The sequence below is a fragment of the Sphingomonas sp. genome (genome assembly GCF_025353885.1).
Taxonomy (GTDB): domain Bacteria; phylum Pseudomonadota; class Alphaproteobacteria; order Sphingomonadales; family Sphingomonadaceae; genus Sphingomonas_O.
In genome coordinates, this window is record NZ_JANXNX010000005.1 from 70550 (window position 1) to 88570 (window position 18021).

The 18021-nt window shown below is 60.8% G+C and carries 17 protein-coding genes and 2 tRNA genes; 7 read left to right on the top strand and 12 right to left on the bottom strand.

The window, feature by feature from the left end:
- Positions 1 to 11: 11 nt before the first annotated feature.
- From Q0R02_RS00600 to ettA, 3 genes are read right to left on the bottom strand one after another with little or no spacing between them, the layout of a single operon-like run.
- Entirely contained in the window at positions 12 to 329 is a 318-nt protein-coding gene (locus Q0R02_RS00600; protein WP_293879895.1) for a type II toxin-antitoxin system RelE/ParE family toxin, read from the bottom strand.
- On the bottom strand, positions 322 to 561 hold the full coding sequence (locus tag Q0R02_RS00605; protein WP_293879897.1) for a type II toxin-antitoxin system ParD family antitoxin: 240 nt from the start codon (positions 559 to 561) through the stop codon (positions 322 to 324). The genes Q0R02_RS00600 and Q0R02_RS00605 overlap by 8 nt, the downstream gene beginning before the upstream one ends.
- Before the next feature lie 46 nt (positions 562 to 607).
- Positions 608 to 2287 carry an energy-dependent translational throttle protein EttA gene (ettA, locus tag Q0R02_RS00610; RefSeq protein ID WP_293879899.1) on the bottom strand — a complete coding sequence of 560 codons (1680 nt, stop codon included), beginning with the start codon at positions 2285 to 2287 and terminating at the stop codon, positions 608 to 610.
- Positions 2288 to 2389: 102 nt separating this feature from the next.
- Between ettA and Q0R02_RS00615 the strand changes: the two genes are divergently transcribed.
- Both Q0R02_RS00615 and Q0R02_RS00620 read left to right on the top strand, forming a co-directional pair.
- A complete protein-coding gene (locus Q0R02_RS00615) occupies positions 2390 to 3793 on the top strand; it encodes a M20/M25/M40 family metallo-hydrolase (RefSeq protein ID WP_293879901.1) in 1404 nt (467 codons plus the stop codon).
- Positions 3794 to 3939: 146 nt separating this feature from the next.
- On the top strand, positions 3940 to 4185 hold the full coding sequence (locus Q0R02_RS00620; protein ID WP_293879903.1) for a hypothetical protein: 246 nt from the start codon (positions 3940 to 3942) through the stop codon (positions 4183 to 4185).
- Between the two features lie 204 nt (positions 4186 to 4389).
- Here the strand turns inward: Q0R02_RS00620 and Q0R02_RS00625 are convergent.
- The 3 genes from Q0R02_RS00625 to Q0R02_RS00635 form a co-directional block, all read right to left on the bottom strand.
- Positions 4390 to 4466 (bottom strand) — tRNA-Pro (locus tag Q0R02_RS00625).
- 84 nt (positions 4467 to 4550) lie between these two features.
- A tRNA-Ile gene (locus Q0R02_RS00630) sits at positions 4551 to 4625 on the bottom strand.
- A 58-nt stretch (positions 4626 to 4683) separates the two neighbouring features.
- Complete coding sequence (locus tag Q0R02_RS00635; RefSeq protein ID WP_293879905.1) at positions 4684 to 6312, bottom strand: histidine kinase dimerization/phospho-acceptor domain-containing protein; 1629 nt, start codon at positions 6310 to 6312, stop codon at positions 4684 to 4686.
- 167 nt (positions 6313 to 6479) lie between these two features.
- Here Q0R02_RS00635 and Q0R02_RS00640 point away from each other — a divergent pair, with 167 nt between their 5' ends.
- Positions 6480 to 6959: an Lrp/AsnC family transcriptional regulator gene (locus tag Q0R02_RS00640; protein WP_293879907.1), complete on the top strand. Its 480-nt coding sequence runs from the start codon at positions 6480 to 6482 to the stop codon at positions 6957 to 6959.
- Here Q0R02_RS00640 and Q0R02_RS00645 read toward each other — a convergent pair.
- Positions 6956 to 8197 carry a tetratricopeptide repeat protein gene (locus Q0R02_RS00645; RefSeq protein ID WP_293879909.1) on the bottom strand — a complete coding sequence of 414 codons (1242 nt, stop codon included), beginning with the start codon at positions 8195 to 8197 and terminating at the stop codon, positions 6956 to 6958. The genes Q0R02_RS00640 and Q0R02_RS00645 overlap by 4 nt on opposite strands.
- Positions 8198 to 8492: 295 nt before the next feature.
- Between Q0R02_RS00645 and Q0R02_RS00650 the strand changes: the two genes are divergently transcribed.
- The 4 genes from Q0R02_RS00650 to trmFO all read left to right on the top strand — a co-directional run bounded on the left by Q0R02_RS00650 (position 8493) and on the right by trmFO (position 13622).
- Positions 8493 to 8879, top strand: coding sequence for a hypothetical protein (locus tag Q0R02_RS00650; protein ID WP_293879911.1), 387 nt, complete (start codon positions 8493 to 8495; stop codon positions 8877 to 8879).
- Positions 8880 to 9024: 145 nt separating this feature from the next.
- Positions 9025 to 11784: a DNA gyrase subunit A gene (gyrA, locus tag Q0R02_RS00655; RefSeq protein ID WP_293879913.1), complete on the top strand. Its 2760-nt coding sequence runs from the start codon at positions 9025 to 9027 to the stop codon at positions 11782 to 11784.
- Positions 11781 to 12092, top strand: coding sequence for a DUF952 domain-containing protein (locus Q0R02_RS00660; protein WP_293879915.1), 312 nt, complete (start codon positions 11781 to 11783; stop codon positions 12090 to 12092). The genes gyrA and Q0R02_RS00660 overlap by 4 nt, the downstream gene beginning before the upstream one ends.
- A gap of 147 nt (positions 12093 to 12239) precedes the next feature.
- Positions 12240 to 13622, top strand: a complete 1383-nt coding sequence (gene trmFO / locus Q0R02_RS00665) for a methylenetetrahydrofolate--tRNA-(uracil(54)-C(5))-methyltransferase (FADH(2)-oxidizing) TrmFO (RefSeq protein WP_293879917.1) — start codon at positions 12240 to 12242, stop codon at positions 13620 to 13622.
- Here the strand turns inward: trmFO and Q0R02_RS00670 are convergent.
- From Q0R02_RS00670 to Q0R02_RS00690, 5 genes are all read right to left on the bottom strand, one after another.
- Complete coding sequence (locus Q0R02_RS00670) at positions 13552 to 14037, bottom strand: EF-hand domain-containing protein (RefSeq protein ID WP_293879919.1); 486 nt, start codon at positions 14035 to 14037, stop codon at positions 13552 to 13554. The genes trmFO and Q0R02_RS00670 overlap by 71 nt on opposite strands.
- A gap of 61 nt (positions 14038 to 14098) precedes the next feature.
- Positions 14099 to 14734: a squalene/phytoene synthase family protein gene (locus Q0R02_RS00675; protein WP_293879921.1), complete on the bottom strand. Its 636-nt coding sequence runs from the start codon at positions 14732 to 14734 to the stop codon at positions 14099 to 14101.
- Between the two features lie 59 nt (positions 14735 to 14793).
- Positions 14794 to 15546 carry a hypothetical protein gene (locus Q0R02_RS00680; RefSeq protein ID WP_293879923.1) on the bottom strand — a complete coding sequence of 251 codons (753 nt, stop codon included), beginning with the start codon at positions 15544 to 15546 and terminating at the stop codon, positions 14794 to 14796.
- Positions 15546 to 16151 (bottom strand): TadE/TadG family type IV pilus assembly protein, encoded by a 606-nt coding sequence (locus Q0R02_RS00685; RefSeq protein WP_293879925.1) that lies wholly within the window; start codon positions 16149 to 16151, stop codon positions 15546 to 15548. The genes Q0R02_RS00680 and Q0R02_RS00685 overlap by 1 nt, the downstream gene beginning before the upstream one ends.
- Positions 16148 to 17998 (bottom strand): TadE/TadG family type IV pilus assembly protein, encoded by a 1851-nt coding sequence (locus tag Q0R02_RS00690; RefSeq protein WP_293879927.1) that lies wholly within the window; start codon positions 17996 to 17998, stop codon positions 16148 to 16150. Before Q0R02_RS00690 ends, Q0R02_RS00685 begins: the two co-directional genes overlap by 4 nt.
- Positions 17999 to 18021: the final 23 nt, after the last annotated feature.

The window sequence follows — 18021 nt, forward strand, 5'->3', positions numbered from 1 at the left end:
CGCGGAAGGGGTTAAGGTTCTATAGACCTTTGTTGGTTCCTCAAACGACCGGGCACATTCATCGCGGAATGAAGAATACGGATGACCGCAACTGTTCGACCGTCGAAATCATATAGCACACGATGGCTACGATAGATAAGCTCCCTAAGCCGAGGCTTTACGCCTTCGAACACCGGCCCAGACTCGGGATATTGCACGAGCCGAAGCAGCGCCACATCAAGACCGTCTACATAATCCTGAGCAACTTTGCGCCCGAACCGCTCGATACTGAAAGCGTAAATGTCCGCGATGTCGAGACTGGCTTCCGCCCGAATTTCAATTTCAAACATCTTTCACGTGATATTCGGCCACCACGTCTCGAATAACCTGCGAAGGGGTACGCGGGTCGATCGGAGACGCTCGCCCCTTGTCGACTTCAGCCTGTAGCCAAGCCAGTTCTCCCGCCTCATCCTGATCCCGCCGCACCAGATCGCGAATGTAATCGCTGGTGCTTGCATAACGACCATCGGCTACCCGCTGGTCAGCCCAATTTTTTAATCCGTCCGGAACGGAGATGTTCATCTGTGCCATTCGGAGAAACTACCAATCCGCACGGATTTGCGCAAGCCTACCGCGTCAGCTTCTTATAAGCCAACCGTGTCGGCCGATCCGCAGCGGCACCCAACCGCCGCCGCTTGTCCTCTTCGTAGGATTCAAAGTTCCCTTCGAACCACTCGACATGCGAATCCCCCTCGAACGCGAGGATATGCGTCGCCAGGCGATCGAGGAAGAAGCGGTCATGGGAAATAACCACCGCGCAACCGGCAAAGGACTCCAGCGCCTCTTCCAGTGCCCGCAGTGTCTCGACGTCGAGATCGTTGGTCGGTTCATCGAGCAGCAGCACGTTGCCGCCCGCCGCCAACATCTTGGCCATGTGAACCCGGTTGCGCTCACCGCCGGACAGTTCGCCGACCTTCTTCTGCTGGTCGGTGCCCTTGAAATTAAACGCGCCGACATAGGCCCGCGTGTTCACCTCATGCTTGCCGAAATAGAACCGGTCGTTCCCGCCCGATACTTCCTGCCAGACGGTATGCGTGGGATCGAGGTCATCGCGGCTCTGGTCGACGAAGCCGAGCTTTACCGTCGTCCCGATCTTGATCGTCCCGGCATCGGGTTTTTCCTGTCCCGTAATCAGCTTGAACAGCGTCGATTTACCCGCACCGTTCGGCCCGATGACGCCGACGATCCCGCCCGGCGGCAGCGTGAAGTTCAAATTCTCGAACAGCAGTTTGTCGCCATAGGATTTGCTTAAGCCCTCGGCGTCGATGACGTTGCCGCCCAACCGCTCAGGGATCTGGATCAAGATCTGCGCGCCGCCCGGACGACGATCCGCCTGCTTTTCAACCAGCTCGTCGAACGCCCGGATACGCGCCTTGGACTTGGTCTGGCGGGCCTTGGGCGACTGGCGAATCCACTGGAGCTCTTCCTTGATGGCTTTCTGACGGCCCTCGTCTTCGCGGTCTTCCTGCTCCATCCGCTTGGCCTTGGATTCGAGCCATGCCGAATAATTGCCTTCAAACGGCAGCCCGCGCCCGCGATCGATTTCGAGCACCCAGCCGACGACGTTATCCAGGAAATAACGATCATGGGTGACGAGGATCACGTTGCCCGCATATTCGATCAGGTGATTTTCCAGCCACGACACGCTTTCGGCATCGAGATGGTTGGTCGGCTCATCCAGCAGCAGGATTTCAGGCTTTTCGAGCAGCAACCGGCACAGCGCGACACGACGTCGTTCACCACCTGACAGATTATCCACCAGCGCATCGCCGGGCGGGCACCGCAATGCCTCCATCGCGATTTCCAGCTGGTTATCCAGGGTCCAGCCATCGACCACGTCGATCTTTTCCTGCAACTCGCCCATTTCGGCCAGCAGCGCGTCGAAGTCCGCATCTTCGGGCGGATCGCCCATCAGGTTGGAGATTTCGTTGAACCGATCCATCATGTCGGCGACATCGCGGACGCCGTCCATCACGTTTTCACGGACGTTCTTCTTGGGGTTCAGGCGGGGCTCCTGCTCCAGATAGCCGACACGAATGCCCTCGCCCGCCCACGCCTCGCCATTGAATTCGGTGTCATAGCCCGCGATGATCTTCATCAGCGTGGACTTACCCGCGCCGTTCACACCGATGATGGCGATCTTTGTGCCCGGCAGGAACTGCAGGTTCACGTTGTTCAGGATCGGCTTGGCGGCACCGGGAAAGGTCTTGGTCAGACCCTTCATGACATAGGAATATTGCACGGCCATCGGGGTCGGTTCTCTTGCGGTTCGAGTGGTTTGATTTCGCGCAGCCGTTAGCCGGAGACGAACATATTGGCAAACAAATGGGAACGCGGGTAGCCTTTGTCCATGAAGCATATTGTCCTGATCGCCGCGATGGTGCCCGCCCTGGCCTCAATCGTCCCGCCAATCGCCCCCGCTAACGCCGCGCCTGCCCGACCGCCGGTCGATGATGTCGCAAAGCTGCGCGACGCCGCGCTGAACGACACGATTGCCTATGACATACTGGAAGGGCTGACGACCGAGGTCGGTCAGCGGCTGGCGGCCACCGAAGCCGAGGCACGCGCGCGGGTGTGGGCGGTGGCCAAGCTGAAGGCGCTCGGCTTTGCCAACGTCCGCGTCGAGCCCTTCACCATGCCGGTGTGGACCCGCGGTGCCGAGACAGCAGAGATCGTGTCGCCCTTCCCGCAGAAAATGATCTTGGCGGCGCTTGGCAACAGCGCGGCGACGCCGGTGGGTGGTATCACCGCGCTGATCGTCGCGTTCGACGGACTGGAAGCCCTGCAGGCCGCCCCTGCGGAAACTGTCCGGGGCAAGATCGTCTATGTCACCCACCACATGATCGCCACGCAGGATGGCATCGGTTACGGATATTATGGCGACGTCCGGCGCAAAGGCCCGCTGATTGCGTCGCAAAAGGGGGCGGCGGCGATCATCATCCGCTCGATCGGCACCGACGTCAGTCGCGCACCGCACACCGGCGTGACCGAATATGGCGAGATCAAGCCACTTCCCGCCGCCGCGCTGTCAGTCGTCGATGCGGAGCAACTCGATCGGATCCTGAAGCGTGGCAAGCCGATCATCATGAAGCTGGTGCTGACGCCGCAACATGCGCCGAACGGCCAATCGGGCAACGTGATCGCCGAGGTGCCCGGCAGTGACCCGGCGGCGGGCGTCGTGGTCGTGGGCGGGCATCTCGACAGTTGGGACCTCGGGACCGGCGCAATCGATGACGGCGCGGGCGTCGCGATTTCAACAGCCGCCGCCAAGCGCATCCTCGATAGCGGGGTGAAACCGCGTCGGACGATCCGTGTCGTCTGGTTCGGGGCTGAGGAGCCGGGGCTGTTCGGTGGCTATGCTTACCGCGACAAGCACAAGTCGGAGCCGCATGCGCTGGTTTCGGAATCCGACTTCGGGGCCGATCGGATTTGGCGGTTCGACACTAAGCTGCCCGCAGGCGCAGCAGGGGTGCGGGAGCGGCTGACGATGGCACTGGCGCCACTCGGGATCGTTGCCGGGACGACAGATGCCACCGGAGATTCGGACGTCGCTCCGTTGGTGGAAGTTGGGGTGTCGGCAGTCGATCTGAAACAGGACGGCACCCGATACTTCAATCTTCATCACACGCCCGAGGATACGCTCGACAAGATCGACCCGGCGCAGCTTCGCCAGAATGTTGCGGCGTGGACCGTAATGCTGGCGATTACGGCCAATGCGCCAGAGAATTTGATAAAAACACCAGCTTCAAAGTAGGAATTATGGCGGAAATGGCGGATTTCTGCGGTTTTATCTTGTAACGCTACTGCAATTTTACGTTGACGCGTCGCATTGTGGCGTTAATGGGGCAGGCAGCGACGGCAATCGGGCCGGCCGTTTCTTATCCAATTTGGAGCACCTGAATGAAGAAGCTTAGCTTTGTTCTCGCTGCCGCCGGCCTGATTTCGCTGGCCGCCTGCAACAAGCCTGCCGACACGGCGAACTCTGCAAATGCTGCAGACAACGCTGCTGTAGCCCTCGACAACGCCGCTGACAGCCTGAACGCTGTTTCGGAAAACGTTGCTGTATCGGCTAACGAAACTGCTGTTGCTGCGGATAACGCTGCTCATGCTGCCAACTCGGCCAGCAACGCTGCGAACGCAATGTAATCTGCTTCGGTCGCCTCGGCGACCGGGCATAGCTATTGAACGGGCGTTTCCCTTAGTGGGAAGCGCCCGTTTTTTATTGCGTGATTGATGCTGGTCATTCCGTGCTGATGCATCGTCAGATCCACCGGATGACGCAGCTATTCAATTGGCCACCTAGGCGATCGCTGATTAATCATTTCGGTGATGCCGACCATTTCGATAAAATGGTCGGGGAGACAGGATTCGAACCTGCGACCCCCTGGTCCCAAACCAGGTGCGCTACCAGCCTGCGCCACTCCCCGACACTGTCAACGACCAGCGTTTCCGCCAGCCGGTCTTGACCGGAACGCAGCCCCTAACGTTATGACAGCATAACGCAAGCGGCTTGGTGGGCCCGGAGGGACTCGAACCCCCAACCAAGCCGTTATGAGCGGCCGGCTCTACCATTGAGCTACAGGCCCGAAAGCATTTCGGAAGCGGGGCGATAGCGGACGGTCGACCCCGCTGACAAGTCGGGTTTCAAACTTGCTCACCGTGAAGGTCTTGCGCGGTCATGGCAGCGGGCAACATTAGCCGGAACGCATCATTGTCCAAGGTCAGCGTCGCACTGGTTTCCCGCGCGAGGTTGGCGATCAGGCGCAGCGTGAAGCCGAGGCCGAGGATAGGAGCATCGGGCCATTCCCCTTCGGGACCATAGGACGGGTCGAGCAGCGCACGTTCATCGCGACCGTCCAGGACCGTGGGACGGGACAGGGTCAGCAGGACCCCCGTCGACCGCGTCTCGAGCGCCACGTCGACCGTGTCGCCCACCCCCAACAACCCCACGACCGAGGCTAGCAGCCGGCGCATCATGCGGTCGAGCAGCGTTTCGGTGATCGTGACGATGGGACCGCCCGCGCCAAGCGGTACGGCTGTCTTCAGCATGACGCCACGCGCGGCGAGCGCCGACCGTTGTTCCGCTACAATCCGTTCCAGCACGAGTCCGGCATCGCTCGTGCCCGCCACGCGCTCGAAACGGTCGCTGTCGAGCCGGGCCGCCGCATCGAGGTCGTCGACCACCTCCAGCAAGCGCCGCGATTCGCCGACAACATATTGCGCGCGCGTGCGATAGGCTGACGCTGCGGGGCCCAGGATCTGCCGATCGATCATCTCGGCGAAACCCTGGATCGCGTTCAGCGGCGTGCGTAGTTCATGGACCAGCTGACGCAGCGAGTCAGCGGGCACTGCGATCCCTGACAAGGCGCCCTGCCCACCTCCTGCACGCTCATCACGCCGCGGACGTCGGGCATCGCCGTGATAACCCGCAAACCGCCCGTCGCGCGGATTGAAGATCGGTATTGCCGAAATCAGCCAGTCGCCGCCTGCCGGTCCCGTTCCGGTCACCACCAGGCGGGCATCGTGAAAAGGCGCGCGGCGGCGATATGCACCTGCCGCCTGCCCGTCGACACCCGGTTCGCGCGGCACTGCGATCTCGGCGATGGACAAGCCAACCAGCGCCTCGCGCGCGGTTCCCTGAACCCAGTTGATGTCCCCATCAATGTTTGTTTCGAACGTGAAGGCGTCGGAGGCTACTGCGACCGGGTCAAGCGCGCTCTCGGCTGCGTGCTGACTGCGAAAAGCCTCGATGCGGGCAACAAGGTTACGGATCTGCGAGCTCGATTCCTCGGGCGTCGCGGGCAGTACGGGCTCCACGGCAAAATTTGCGAGAGCAAAGTCGGATGCGCCAAAGCTTGCCAATGCGCGTTCGACCGCTGGCCCCAGGTCACGACGATTGCGTAAAATAGCGCGCGATGTTGGTGGGAAATTGCCGATCAGCCCGATCCACTCGGCTTCCGATAACGTCGCGCGTGCAATCACGGGCGCCGCCACCGCTGGCTGGTCGGTCGCAAAGATGGCGACCACGGCGGGCTGGTTTAGCCGATCGGCAAAGCTCGCTGCCGCCTGGCGTCGTTCGTTCGCGGGAATGGTGTCGCGCAGGGCCGCGATGCGTTCGTGAACGATCGCACGTAATTCGGGCTCGATCCGGCTGCCGCCTTGCGCGACGATATCGACCAGCTGCCGCCAGACCGCAGTTCGCGACCCGACGTCGGTTGCCGTCAGCCCCAGTATCGTCTGGATCATTCCGTCGTATCGCACGATTTCGGCCAACTCCCGGTGCCATGATTGGGCGCGACGCAGATGCGAGCGTGAGGAGGGCCTAGAGCGCCGGGAGTCAGTGGCCAAGGACTCAAAATGGCACGTCGCTTTATGGCACAATTGTGCCGCGCCGCAATTTTCTTATAACGGCGGGACAATAGCCAAGGAATGATGCGCGGATGAGTGTGGGGCCCTATGATTCTGTCGATCTGAAAATATTGGCAGAACTTCAGGACGAAGGTCGGATGACCAATGTCGAGCTGGCAACGCGGGTGGGCTTGACGGCGCCGCCTTGCCTGCGTCGTGTGCGCGGTCTGGAAGAGGACGGCGTTATCCGCGGGTATCATGCCGAACTGGATGCCCCACGGCTGGGTTATGCCATAACGGTGTTCGCCATGGTCAGCTTGAAAAGCCAGGCGGAAGCCGACCTGATCGCCTTTGAGCGGCATGTGGGCGCGCTCGACGCGGTGCGCGAATGCCATATGCTTAACGGTGAGATCGACTTTATCCTGAAAGTAGTGGCGCGCGATCTTCAGGAGTTCCAGAATTTCCTGACAACGTCACTGACCGCCGCGCCCAATGTCGCCAGCGTGAAAACGTCATTGACGATCCGCCGGGCAAAATATCTGCCCGGCGTACCCGTGCCGCAGGAAAACTAGGCCGCTGCAGGCTGGTCGAGATACAGTAACCAAAACCCTGCGATATCGCCACGCGAACCATTTGCACTGACAGCCGTGAATGCAGCCTTTGCTGCGTCCTTCTGGCCAGCCCGGAACAGCGCCACGCCCAGATGGGTGTTGACCGCATCGGCGTCCACGCCACCCTTAGTCAGCGCTGTTTTGTACAGCGCGATCGCCTTGTCGTTTTGGCCATAGCCCAGATAGGCATCACCCGTCGCCAGTGCGCTCTTGCCGTTGGCCGCAGACGCTGCGGTCCGCTCGGACGCGGCCAGGCTGGCGCGATCGCTGGTGGCCTTCGCATTCGCCATGGCGCGGATTTCGGTTACCGCTTTGCTGCCTGCGGGCACCGCGCTGGTCGCAAAGCCCTCTTCTGCAACCGACTTGGCCTCGCCAGGCAGCCCACGATCCGTCGCCAGCGCCGAATATTCGTAATAATCGCGCTCGCCAGCCAGGCTTTTGGTCGCGCGCATCAGGCGAAAGACATCAAGATTGACCGCGCCGTCCCGCGTGGCACTATCGCGATAGATCACCAGTGCGCTGCGCCAGTTCTCGGCCGAAGGATAAGCCTTCAACTGGGCGCGCGTCCATTTCACCGTCTCGCCATTCAGCTTGGCCTTGTAAGCGACCGACGCGGCACGGGCATACCATTCCTTAGGCGCCTTGGCACCCGTCGCTTCCTGCGCCGTGACGGCCTGCTGGACATACGCCAGCCCCGCCGGGACCTGGTTGGTCTTGAAACTGGCTTCGGCGAGCAGCAGGAAGACATCTGGCGACTTGTTGCCCAGGCGCTGCGCTTCGGTCAGCAACTGGATCGCGCGCGGATAATTTCCTGCCTGATAGGCGGCCTGACCGGAAGCCATCGTCAATTGCGTCATCATCGCTGCCGGGGCACCGCCGCTGGCTAGCATCGCGTCGACCGCCTTTGCCTGTGCAGCGGCATCCTTTTGTGCGGTTGCAACCTGGTAATGCAGCTGCGCCGATATAAACAGTTCATCGGGCGACTTCGATACCGCATCGAGCGCCGCCAGCCTGGTCGTCGCTTCAGTAAAATTATTTGCCTTGACGGCCTCCTGCGCGGGACCGGCGGCAGCGCGATACTCCTTGCTCAACTGGAGCGTCGGAGCCGCAGCCGGCTTTTCCTTGGCGACGGCGGCGGTCAGACCCGCGCTCCCCATCGTCAGTGCCATGCCGAGCGCAATTGTTGATACCAGCTTCATTCAATCCTCCTTGGACGGTCGGTTCAATGGTGCCCTTGGCGGACCACCGTCGTTCGCCGCATGATTAGCCTTGCTGAATGGACCGCACAAGCAGGGCATACCGACAAGTGCCGTCATCAGCGAAGGCCGTGATGAGCCCCGCCCGATGAACGCGCTTTGAACCAGAGGGTTGCGCCAGGGGGTTGGAATTGTGACGTCGTTGTCATGTTTGCGACATCGACATGCCATCCCACGACGCCCATCCAATTGCCACGAGCAGACGAAATTGCGTCGTTCGTGTATTGGGAGAAGTCCGATGTCGTTTCTTCGTTTCGCACCCGCGCTTGCTGCAATCACCCTGATGGCTGGCGGCGCCCATGCCGCTCCGGCCAATTCGATGGCACCGGCCACGGCGGCTAAGCCTGCCAAGCCTACCAAGGCTGCCAAGACAATGAAGCCAGCCATGGCACCTGCAAAGCCCGCCATGGCGCCGATGAAGCCTGCGGCGGCCATGAAGCCAACTACCACCATGAAGCCCGCCGCGACCCCTGCGATGCCAGCCCGCCCGGCAATGCGCGCGAAACCGCGCCATGCCGTCGCGACACCAACTGGTCGCATGGTCACGACCAAGACCACGACTGGCAAGACCATCACCTATAATTGCTCGAAAGCAGGCAACGCTGACAAAAAAGCCTGCAAATAACCTTTTGAAACCACCCTGCGCTCGTCCATCGTCCCGTGAGCGCGGGGTGGCATTTGCCGTGTCGAACGGCTAGGGTGGCTGTCACCATATCGTCATACGCCAGACCGGCCAGCGCCGGGATCGCAAACGAAAGACAGTTCCCCAGATGAGCGACGAGCTGATTCTCGCCGACCCTTCCGATATCACGCCGATCAACATCGTCGATGAAATGAAGACGAGCTATCTCGACTATGCCATGTCGGTCATTGTCGCGCGCGCGTTGCCCGATGTCCGTGACGGCCTGAAACCCGTGCATCGTCGCATCCTGTGGTCCGCGCACGAAAGCGGATTTGTCTATAACAAAGCGTTTCGGAAATGCGCCCGCATCGTCGGTGATGCGATGGGTAAATATCACCCGCACGGTGACAGCTCGATTTACGATGCTCTGGCCCGTATGACCCAGGACTGGTCGATGCGCCTGCCGCTGATCGACGGACAGGGCAATTTCGGCTCGATGGATCCCGATCCCCCGGCGGCCATGCGTTACACCGAAGCGCGCCTCGCCAAGGTCGCTGGCGCTCTGCTCGACGACATTGACAAGGACACCGTCGATTTCACACCCAATTACGACGGGTCGGAGCGTGAGCCGCAGGTCCTGCCCGCGCGCTACCCCAACCTGCTCGTCAACGGTGCTGGTGGTATTGCCGTCGGTATGGCGACCAATATTCCGCCGCATAACCTTGGTGAAGTCATCAATGCCTGCCTCGCCTTCATGGAGAACGGGGCGATCACGATCGAGGAACTGTACGAGATCGTTCCTGCTCCCGATTTCCCGACCGGCGGCCTGATCCTTGGCACCCATGGCGCGCGCTCCGCATACGCAACGGGTCGTGGCTCGATCATCATACGGTCGCGCCACATCGTCGAGGAAGGGCGCGGCGACCGGCGCTCGATCGTCCTCACCGAAGTGCCGTACCAAACCGGCAAGAACGGCCTCGTCGAGAAAATTGCCGAAGCCGCCAAGGACAAGCGCATCGAAGGCGTCAGCGACATCCGCGACGAATCGAATCGTGAAGGCGTCCGCATCGTCATCGACCTGAAACGCGATGCAACGCCCGATGTCGTGCTCAATCAGTTGTGGCGGCACACCCCCGCGCAGTCGAGTTTTCCGGCGAATATGCTCGCCATCCGCGGCGGCCGTCCGGAAACGCTGACGCTGCGTGACATGATCGAAGCGTTTGTGAAGTTCCGCGAGGAAGTCATCACGCGGCGTTCGAAGTTCGAACTGGCAAAGGCCCGCGACCGTGCGCACCTCTTGCTGGGGCTGGTCGTTGCGGTCAGCAACCTGGATGAAGTCGTCAGGATGATCCGGGGATCCGCCAGTCCCGCAGAGGCACGCGAAAAACTGAGCGCGCGGGAATGGCCGATTGGGGAAATCCTGCCCTATATCGCCATCGTCGAGTCCATCGAACCGCAGGCCGGCAGCGACACCTATAAGCTGTCGGATGTTCAGGTCCGCGCGATCCTCGAACTGCGCCTGGTCCGCCTGACCGCATTGGGTCGCGACGAGATTGGTGGCGAGCTGAAGGGGCTGGCCGTCGTGATCGGTGAATTGCTCCAGATCCTCGGCAACCGCGTCCGCCTGTATGAGGTCATGCGCGAGGAGTTGGTGGCCGTCCGCGACGAGTTCGCGACCCCGCGCCGTTCCGAAATCACCGCCGCATTCGACGGTATCGAGGACGAAGCCCTGATCGAACGCGTCGACATGGTCGTCACCGTGACGCTCGACGGCTATATCAAGCGCACGCCCCTCGAAACCTTCCGTGCGCAGGCGCGCGGCGGCAAGGGGCGTTCGGGCATGAACACCAAGGACGAGGACGCCATCACCAACCTGTTCGTGACCAGCACGCACACGCCTGTCCTGTTCTTTTCGACGCTCGGCAAGGTTTACCGGATGAAGGTCTGGCGCCTGCCGGAGGGCGGCCCCGCGACGCGCGGGCGTCCGATGATCAACCTGTTGCCGCTGGCGACCGGCGAAACCATCTCGACGGTGCTGCCCTTGCCGGAAGATGAGAGTTCATGGGGTGCGCTGCACGTCATGTTCGCGACCGCCAAGGGGCTGGTGCGCCGCAACTCGATGGATGCGTTTGCCAATGTGCCAACGGCAGGCAAGATCGCCATGCGGTTCGAGGATGAGAGCGCCGACCGGTTGATCGGTGTCGCCCTGCTGACCGAAGCCGATGATGTCCTGCTCGCCACGCGCGGCGGCAAGGCGATCCGCTTCGAAGGCACCGATGTCCGCGAGTTCCAGAGCCGGACCGCGACCGGCGTGCGCGGCGTTTCGCTGAAAGGAGACGACGAGGTCATCTCGCTGTCGATCCTGCATCGCTCGGGTGCCAGTACCGAGGATCGTGATGCCTATCTGCGGGCCGCGCCGTGGAAGGAAAACGAGAATGAATCGACACTTTCGGCTGAAATAGTGGGTGAAATGCACGCAAACGAGCAATTTATCCTGACGGTTTGCGCCAATGGCTATGGCAAGCGTTCGTCGGCCTATGAATATCGACGAACCAATCGCGGTGGCCAGGGCATCGGCAACATCGACAACATCGCCCGCAATGGCCCGGTCGTGGCCAGTTTCCCGGCCTCCGACGGGCAGCAATTGATCCTTGTCACCGACCAGGCGAAACTAATCCGCCTGACCGTTGGTGACCTCCGCGTGATCGGTCGCAACTCGGCAGGCGTGAAGTTGTTCGACGTCGGCAAGGGCGAACACGTCGTCGGGGCCGCGCGGATCGAGGAAACGGTCGAGGAAGCCGAGGCTGTGCTGATCGATCTTGCCCCCGAACTTTCACCCGACGACGGTGCGATGACCGGTGAGGATGCAGCCGACGGTGGCGAGAGCGATACGTCTATCGACGAATGATCGCCTTTAAAATACTTACGGCGGGCCAATGGGTTCGTTTCCAGGCTGACGGCGTGTTTTCGGGCGCGCCGGTCGACCTGGCTGACGGCTATATTCATTTGTCGACGGCGGAACAGTTGGACGAGACACTGGCCCGGCATTTCCAGGGGCAGGTCGGGTTGGTCATCGCGACGGTTGATCTCGACCTGCTCGGCAACGCCTTGAAATGGGAAGTCTCGCGGGGCGGTGCGCTGTTTCCCCATTATTATGGAGTGTTATCGATGAGCGCAGTCACTGCCGCGTCGCCGGTCGTTGCGCGTGACGAATAGGGTGGCTCGTGGATCGGAAACACTGTCGCCCGGAACCCTGTCCTACAGGCGTTTCCTCGACTATGCCCGCGTGCCTTGGAATCCTCTCGATCCTGCGTCCACGCAACTTTATGACCGATTTACTGCGCTTTCTGTGATCCTAACCAAATGACACACGACATCCAAGTCATTGGCGGCGGCCTCGCCGGTTCCGAATCCGCCTGGCAGCTTGCGGAATCGGGGCACAAGGTCCGCCTGTCGGAGATGCGTGGCGGCGGTGACGAAACGGCCGCCCACCGCACTGAAAGCCTCGCCGAACTGGTCTGCTCCAACAGCTTCCGCTCGGACGACGCCGACTCCAATGCGGTTGGCCTGCTCCACTCCGAAATGCGCCAGCTAAACTCGCTGATCATGGCCTGCGCCGATCGTCACAAAGTCCCGGCCGGCTCTGCCTTGGCGGTCGACCGCGACGCCTTCTCACAGTCTGTCACCGACGCCATTGCAACGCACCCAAATATCACCTTGGTCCGTGAAAGGGTCGATGCCCTGCCAGCGGGCCCGACCATCATCGCCAGCGGCCCCCTCACCGCCCCCGCACTCGCCACCGCAATCGGCGCGGAAACGGGCCAAGACCATCTCGCCTTTTTCGACGCCCTCTCCCCCATCGTCCACCGCGAGTCCATCGATATGGACATCGCTTGGATGGCCTCCCGCTGGGACAAGGGAGAGGGCGCGGACTACATCAACTGTCCGATGAACAAGGCCGAATACCTCGCGTTCCACGAGGCCCTGCTCGCCGCCGACAAAATGGCGTTCAAGGAATGGGAGGCCGACACGCCCTATTTCGACGGCTGCATGCCGATCGAAGTCATGGCGGAACGCGGCGTCGACACTTTGCTGTACGGCCCGATGAAACCAGTCGGCCTGGACAACCCAAAAACTGGTCACTGGCCGTGGGCGGTCGTCCAGCTACGCCAGGATAATGCCCTTGGCACATTGTGGAACATCGTCGGCTTCCAGACCAAGCTGAAACATGCCGAACAGGTCCGCATCTTTCGCATGATTCCCGGTCTGCAAAACGCCGAATTCGCGCGGCTGGGCGGACTGCACCGCAACACCTTCATCAAATCGCCGATCCTGCTGGACGAGACCCTTCGCCTGAAATCTGCGCCGCGCGTCCGCTTCGCCGGGCAGATCACCGGGTGCGAGGGGTATCTGGAATCCGCCGCCATCGGGATGCTGGCGGGCCGGTTCGCCGCCGCCGAACTGACGGGCACCTCAATGTCCCCGCCGCCTCTCACGACCGCATTCGGTGCCCTGCTCGGGCACATCACCGGGGGCGCGGACGCCAGTACCTACCAGCCGATGAACGTTAACTTCGGCCTGTTCCCGCCCCTCGTCCTGGAGGGCAAGCGCAAGAAGGCCGACCGCAAACGATTCTACACGTCGCGGGCGCGGGCGGCTTTCGAGGGCTGGGCGCTCACCCTTCCTCGGGTTCGTCCGCTATCGCCGGAGCCCGCACCGTCGGCGCACATTTCGGTTTCGGCTTAGGCTTGCGGACGACCCGGGTCGAGGCGAACTCGACATTGGTCAGCGCCCCGTTCTTGTCACGATCCGCACCCGCGAACTTGATCACCGCTTTGGTCGCATACTCATCGAAATCTAGCTTGCCGTCGTGATTCAAGTCGAGCTTGGCAAACGCCTTCTGACGGCTGACGAGATATTCGTCGCGATCGACGGCACCGTTCTTGTTCTTGTCATACCGCGAAAACCGCTTTTCCTCGCGGGTCTTTTCGCTGGCACTGGGCGGACCTGCCAGATCAACCATGCTCATCGGCGCGCCCGCGGCAGCCGCTATGGGCATCGCGGGAATCAGTGATTCGCGGTTGGCCTGCGCCTTCCAGATGAATAGCCCTGCCGTTATCAGTAACAAAGCCGATGCCACGCCACCCAGAAATCGCCACATGATAAACCCCCGCCAATGTCAAAGACCGGCAGTTGATGCCGCCTTGGCCCCCTTTGCCACGTTATCCCAGCACCGCGCGAAGAAAAACGAAGCGTGGCAGCGACGCACCCATCGATCGCGCCCACAATCGTGATCTGGCACTGGCGAGCCGGGACAGGATACGCAGGGGCCGGGGCATGGTCGGATGGTCCCGCAATCGCTCCGCCACCATCGCCAGCGCGCTAGCGGCAATTTTGGGATCGGAACAATGCGCGGCAAAGTCGACCAGCGCCCACCCCTGCCCCGCGATCGGCGGAACCTCGGCGCTCAAAATGCGCGCCGACAGGGCGAACAACATCCCTCCGCGCTGGTCGGCAAATATCGCCAGCGCAGCGTCGTCGAGCGGCAGCTCGAGCAGCGCCTCCCACCCCTCTATCAGCATGGCAAGGTCGGTTCCCGTCACGTCATAGGGCAGCACATGTTCGGCTAGTCTGCCGAGCAGTGGCTCGCCGCTAGCCTCCCCCGCGGTCAGTCCTGACAGGCGCTCATGCCACCAGGTCAGGCGAATCTGGCCGATCACCGGTTCGGTCGTGGTGGCCACAACCCGGCCAAGGGTTTCGTCGAGCTGCCACAGCGTGCCGAGCGCGGCGCGCCGCGATTTCGGCGCATAATTTAACGCCAGTACCCGTTCGCTGTCGGCCAGTTCTGGATCGATCATCGCCGCCAACCGCAGCAAAGGACGGTCGCCCCGTCAACCCTTTCTCGCCAACGATGACGTCAGTATGCGTTGATAGTCGCGGGTCCGGCGGTGTGGAGATTGCACGTCGATGCCGTCGCTGTCGGCGAAGGATTGGTCACCTTCGAAAAATCCCGGTTGTCGCGGACAATGAAGGATGCGGTGTATTTGATGGTCGTAGGCGTCATGAAATATGACCCGAACAATGGTTTGTATTGATAGTTGATTTCGACATACATCACGCCCGAATCCTGCGGCGCTGTGATCGGTGCCGTCGTCGGTCCGATATTAGCGACAACCTTGCCGGCATACGGATCGGTGTCCGAAGCAGTATAGCCAGCGGGCGCCGGCGCTCCTGCGGTAGTGCTCGTCACGGCGGTGTCGAAACCGGCTCCCGCCATCACGCCTGTGCAGCGTTGCCAATGAATCCGCTGCTTGCGGGTCGAGTCATACAACTGCGTGACATTTTCCAGGCTGGAAAGCGTCACCCGGCCATTGGTGGTCAGTTTCAGCCGCTTGCCCTCGACAACGGTTGCTTGCAGGATGTCGTTGATGTCGGTTTCCCGCAGGGTGCTGACGCCGTTGGAGGCTACCACGCCCACGCGCGAGGCATTATCGGCCAGGTGCAGGGCATATTGGCTGACTTCCAACTGAGTCAGCGCATATTGCGATATCTCAATGCCATAGCCGCCCGCGAGTAGCAGGATAGGCGCGCCAAAAGCGAATTCGAGCAGCGCGAGACCACTTTCGTTCGCCCAAATGCCGTGCACGCTGCGAAGTCTGGATTTTGTCATCAGCTTGGGCACTTCTTGACGTTGTCGGATGTCGCAGTCGTCCGGTACGGCTGGTTCTTGACCGTCGTTTTCGCCGTCAGATGTTGCGTGGCTGGCCATCCGATCATCTGGTAAATCGGAAACAGTCGGTTGTAGGTGAAGCCCATCTGATAGACCACAACCGCATTTGCCGTGCCCTGTCCGGTCGCGCCGGGATTGGCATCCCAAACCCCGTTGTTGTTGCTATCGAGATAGCATTCGGTCGCCGAGTCATAGACGCCATTGTTGTTACTATCGAAATAATACTCGGGTCCGATGTCGGCGAAATGCGAGTAATTCACCCGTGACGGGGTATCCCAGGTAAGGTTGGCCAATACCTTTCCGACCGCTGTCATCACCTTGTTGTCGACAGTGGTATTTGCCAGGGGCGTATTATTACCCTCAAGCGTAGAATCGCGGGAGGCCTTTTGCACCGCACCGGTTAGGATGGATTGCAAATAGCTTTGCATGGTCAATTCGGCGAGACCCATCATCATGACAAGCATCACTGGGCATATAATTGCGAATTCCACCGCCGTGATGGCACGGTTATCCTGCCGCAATTGCCGGAGAAAACGGCTTCTCACAAGCTGATCCGCAGCATGGCGATGCGTCGAGCAATTGACGTAAATGCGGTTTGCAGCGTGGCATTGTCGGCGGCGGTAAAAGCCTGTCCCGGCGAGGCGCAATAGTTCATATCTGCGGTCAAAGCCGTCCCGAATGCAATCATGTAAACGGTGATGCCGCGTGCTTTTGCAGCATCACAAAGCGCCCTGAATCGCGCCGAATGCTTGGTATCTTCGCCTCCTGCCCCGCCCGTGATGCGCTTGTCCAGGGCCTCGATACCGTAAAGCTGGTAATTGTCGGTGTTCGTCTGCGGGTCGCCATCGGTCATGAAGACAATGTTTTGCGTCGGAGCTTTCCGACCCGACGGCGGCGCCACCGAAGCCGCGAACGGCCCCGTTTTCGACAACATGCGCAATCCCCAGCTCATGCCATAATCATGATAAGTGTAGCCGGCCGCTTTGAAATTGGTGTTGTTGACATAGTTTTGAACAGCCGTTGCGGTCATCAGACTGAGCGTTTTGGCTTCCATTGGGCAAGTGACATTCTGGTTGGTCTCGAACGTTCCCAGCGCTTTGTAGCTATAGTTTTCATCGACGTTTTCGTCCTTGATGGCTGTGCCTTGGGGTTTCCAGACAGCTTCCGGCCACATTGGACGCCAGTTCGGCATCACGTCGGGATCGAGGTCAGACGGCAGGCTGCTTGCGTTAAAAGTCGACGCAGCGGATGTGTCGGTCAACTCAACGCAGCCGCGCCATTTGCTGGTTGTGCCATCAAGACGGCCGGGCGTGGCGACCGTATTCAACGCCGCATATTGAGCGACATCGAGATTAACCAATCCGTATTTCCACATGGGACGCTTGATCGTTGCCGGTCCGGTGCAGGTTCCAACCCCGCTTGGGGTCGACCAGCTCGTTGTGCCGGTGAAACTGATATAGCCGTAATAGCCTGTCGTGGTCGCCGTGCTCCCTACCTTGTACTTAAGGCCAGTCGCAAAGCCGGTAACGGGGGTCCGCCTTGCCGTACACTCGGCCTGGGTCAGGCCGGTCGCGGAGGTAGCATTGGTGACAAAGTCATAGTCACCGTTTAATCCGCGCGAATTATACGAGAGGTTGCCTGAAATCGTTGAGGTAGGCAGCAACTTGCCGATATTGACGACTTCTGAATACGGCGCGAAGCCATATCGGATATTGGTATCCGCCTGCTTGTTCGACGTCATGGTGCTGTCGAACAAGACCACCGCGTCGCGCAACGCCTGGATTTTCGAGCCGGCTTGCTCAGTTTGATATCGCGCCTGGTTGCCATCGGTGCGCGTATAAGTCGCCGCATTCCCCGACGGACCGGTGGGAGTGGCAGACATCGAGCCAGTGTTATCCAAGATGAACATGACGTCAGTGTCGGCAAGATCGTAAAGCGCCTGGCACGTCACGTTTAGCGTGCTGGCTGACGACCCGAACATGCTCATGATGGTCATCGGCACTTGCGTTGAAGCAGCGCCGCTGACGGCATTTGCGACCGACGAGTCAGTGCCGACCGTTGCCTTTGTCCAGGTTCGCGTCGTGGCCGTCGTCGAGAACCAGCCGGTGCGAAAGTTGTTATCGAAAAAGGTATTGGCTTGAGTACTGGGAGCAGGTTCGAGCGTCGTTCCTATCGTCGTGTTGGTCATCGCCTTGCGGCCCGCCAGCGCCCCCGCGTCGCAAGCCTGTTGAAGCCGCGCCTTGATGACATACAGGCGGGAGATATCGATGGCCGAACCCGACAGGGCGACGAGCGGAATGATCATTGCCGCGGTCATCGCCAGAGCGTTGCCGCTGGCGTCCCGTCGTAAACCCGTCAGAATTCCGCCGGTCCTGGTCCTGGTTTGCTTCATGCCCGATCACCCCTGACCCAGAT

What these genes read in the sequence shown, in the direction of transcription:
- Q0R02_RS00670 (WP_293879919.1), bottom strand. Translation starts at nt 14,037, where the DNA reads ATGTGGCGATTTCTGGGTGGCGTGGCATCGGCTTTGTTACTGATAACG.
- Q0R02_RS00645 (WP_293879909.1), bottom strand. Translation starts at nt 8,197, where the DNA reads ATGAAGCTGGTATCAACAATTGCGCTCGGCATGGCACTGACGATGGGG.
- ettA (WP_293879899.1), bottom strand. Translation starts at nt 2,287, where the DNA reads ATGGCCGTGCAATATTCCTATGTCATGAAGGGTCTGACCAAGACCTTT.
- Q0R02_RS00640 (WP_293879907.1), top strand. Translation starts at nt 6,480, where the DNA reads ATGAGTGTGGGGCCCTATGATTCTGTCGATCTGAAAATATTGGCAGAA.
- Q0R02_RS00690 (WP_293879927.1), bottom strand. Translation starts at nt 17,998, where the DNA reads ATGAAGCAAACCAGGACCAGGACCGGCGGAATTCTGACGGGTTTACGA.
- Q0R02_RS00615 (WP_293879901.1), top strand. Translation starts at nt 2,390, where the DNA reads ATGAAGCATATTGTCCTGATCGCCGCGATGGTGCCCGCCCTGGCCTCA.
- Q0R02_RS00660 (WP_293879915.1), top strand. Translation starts at nt 11,781, where the DNA reads ATGATCGCCTTTAAAATACTTACGGCGGGCCAATGGGTTCGTTTCCAG.
- Q0R02_RS00620 (WP_293879903.1), top strand. Translation starts at nt 3,940, where the DNA reads ATGAAGAAGCTTAGCTTTGTTCTCGCTGCCGCCGGCCTGATTTCGCTG.
- Q0R02_RS00680 (WP_293879923.1), bottom strand. Translation starts at nt 15,546, where the DNA reads ATGACAAAATCCAGACTTCGCAGCGTGCACGGCATTTGGGCGAACGAA.
- Q0R02_RS00650 (WP_293879911.1), top strand. Translation starts at nt 8,493, where the DNA reads ATGTCGTTTCTTCGTTTCGCACCCGCGCTTGCTGCAATCACCCTGATG.
- Q0R02_RS00605 (WP_293879897.1), bottom strand. Translation starts at nt 561, where the DNA reads ATGAACATCTCCGTTCCGGACGGATTAAAAAATTGGGCTGACCAGCGG.
- trmFO (WP_293879917.1), top strand. Translation starts at nt 12,240, where the DNA reads ATGACACACGACATCCAAGTCATTGGCGGCGGCCTCGCCGGTTCCGAA.
- gyrA (WP_293879913.1), top strand. Translation starts at nt 9,025, where the DNA reads ATGAGCGACGAGCTGATTCTCGCCGACCCTTCCGATATCACGCCGATC.
- Q0R02_RS00600 (WP_293879895.1), bottom strand. Translation starts at nt 329, where the DNA reads ATGTTTGAAATTGAAATTCGGGCGGAAGCCAGTCTCGACATCGCGGAC.
- Q0R02_RS00675 (WP_293879921.1), bottom strand. Translation starts at nt 14,734, where the DNA reads ATGATCGATCCAGAACTGGCCGACAGCGAACGGGTACTGGCGTTAAAT.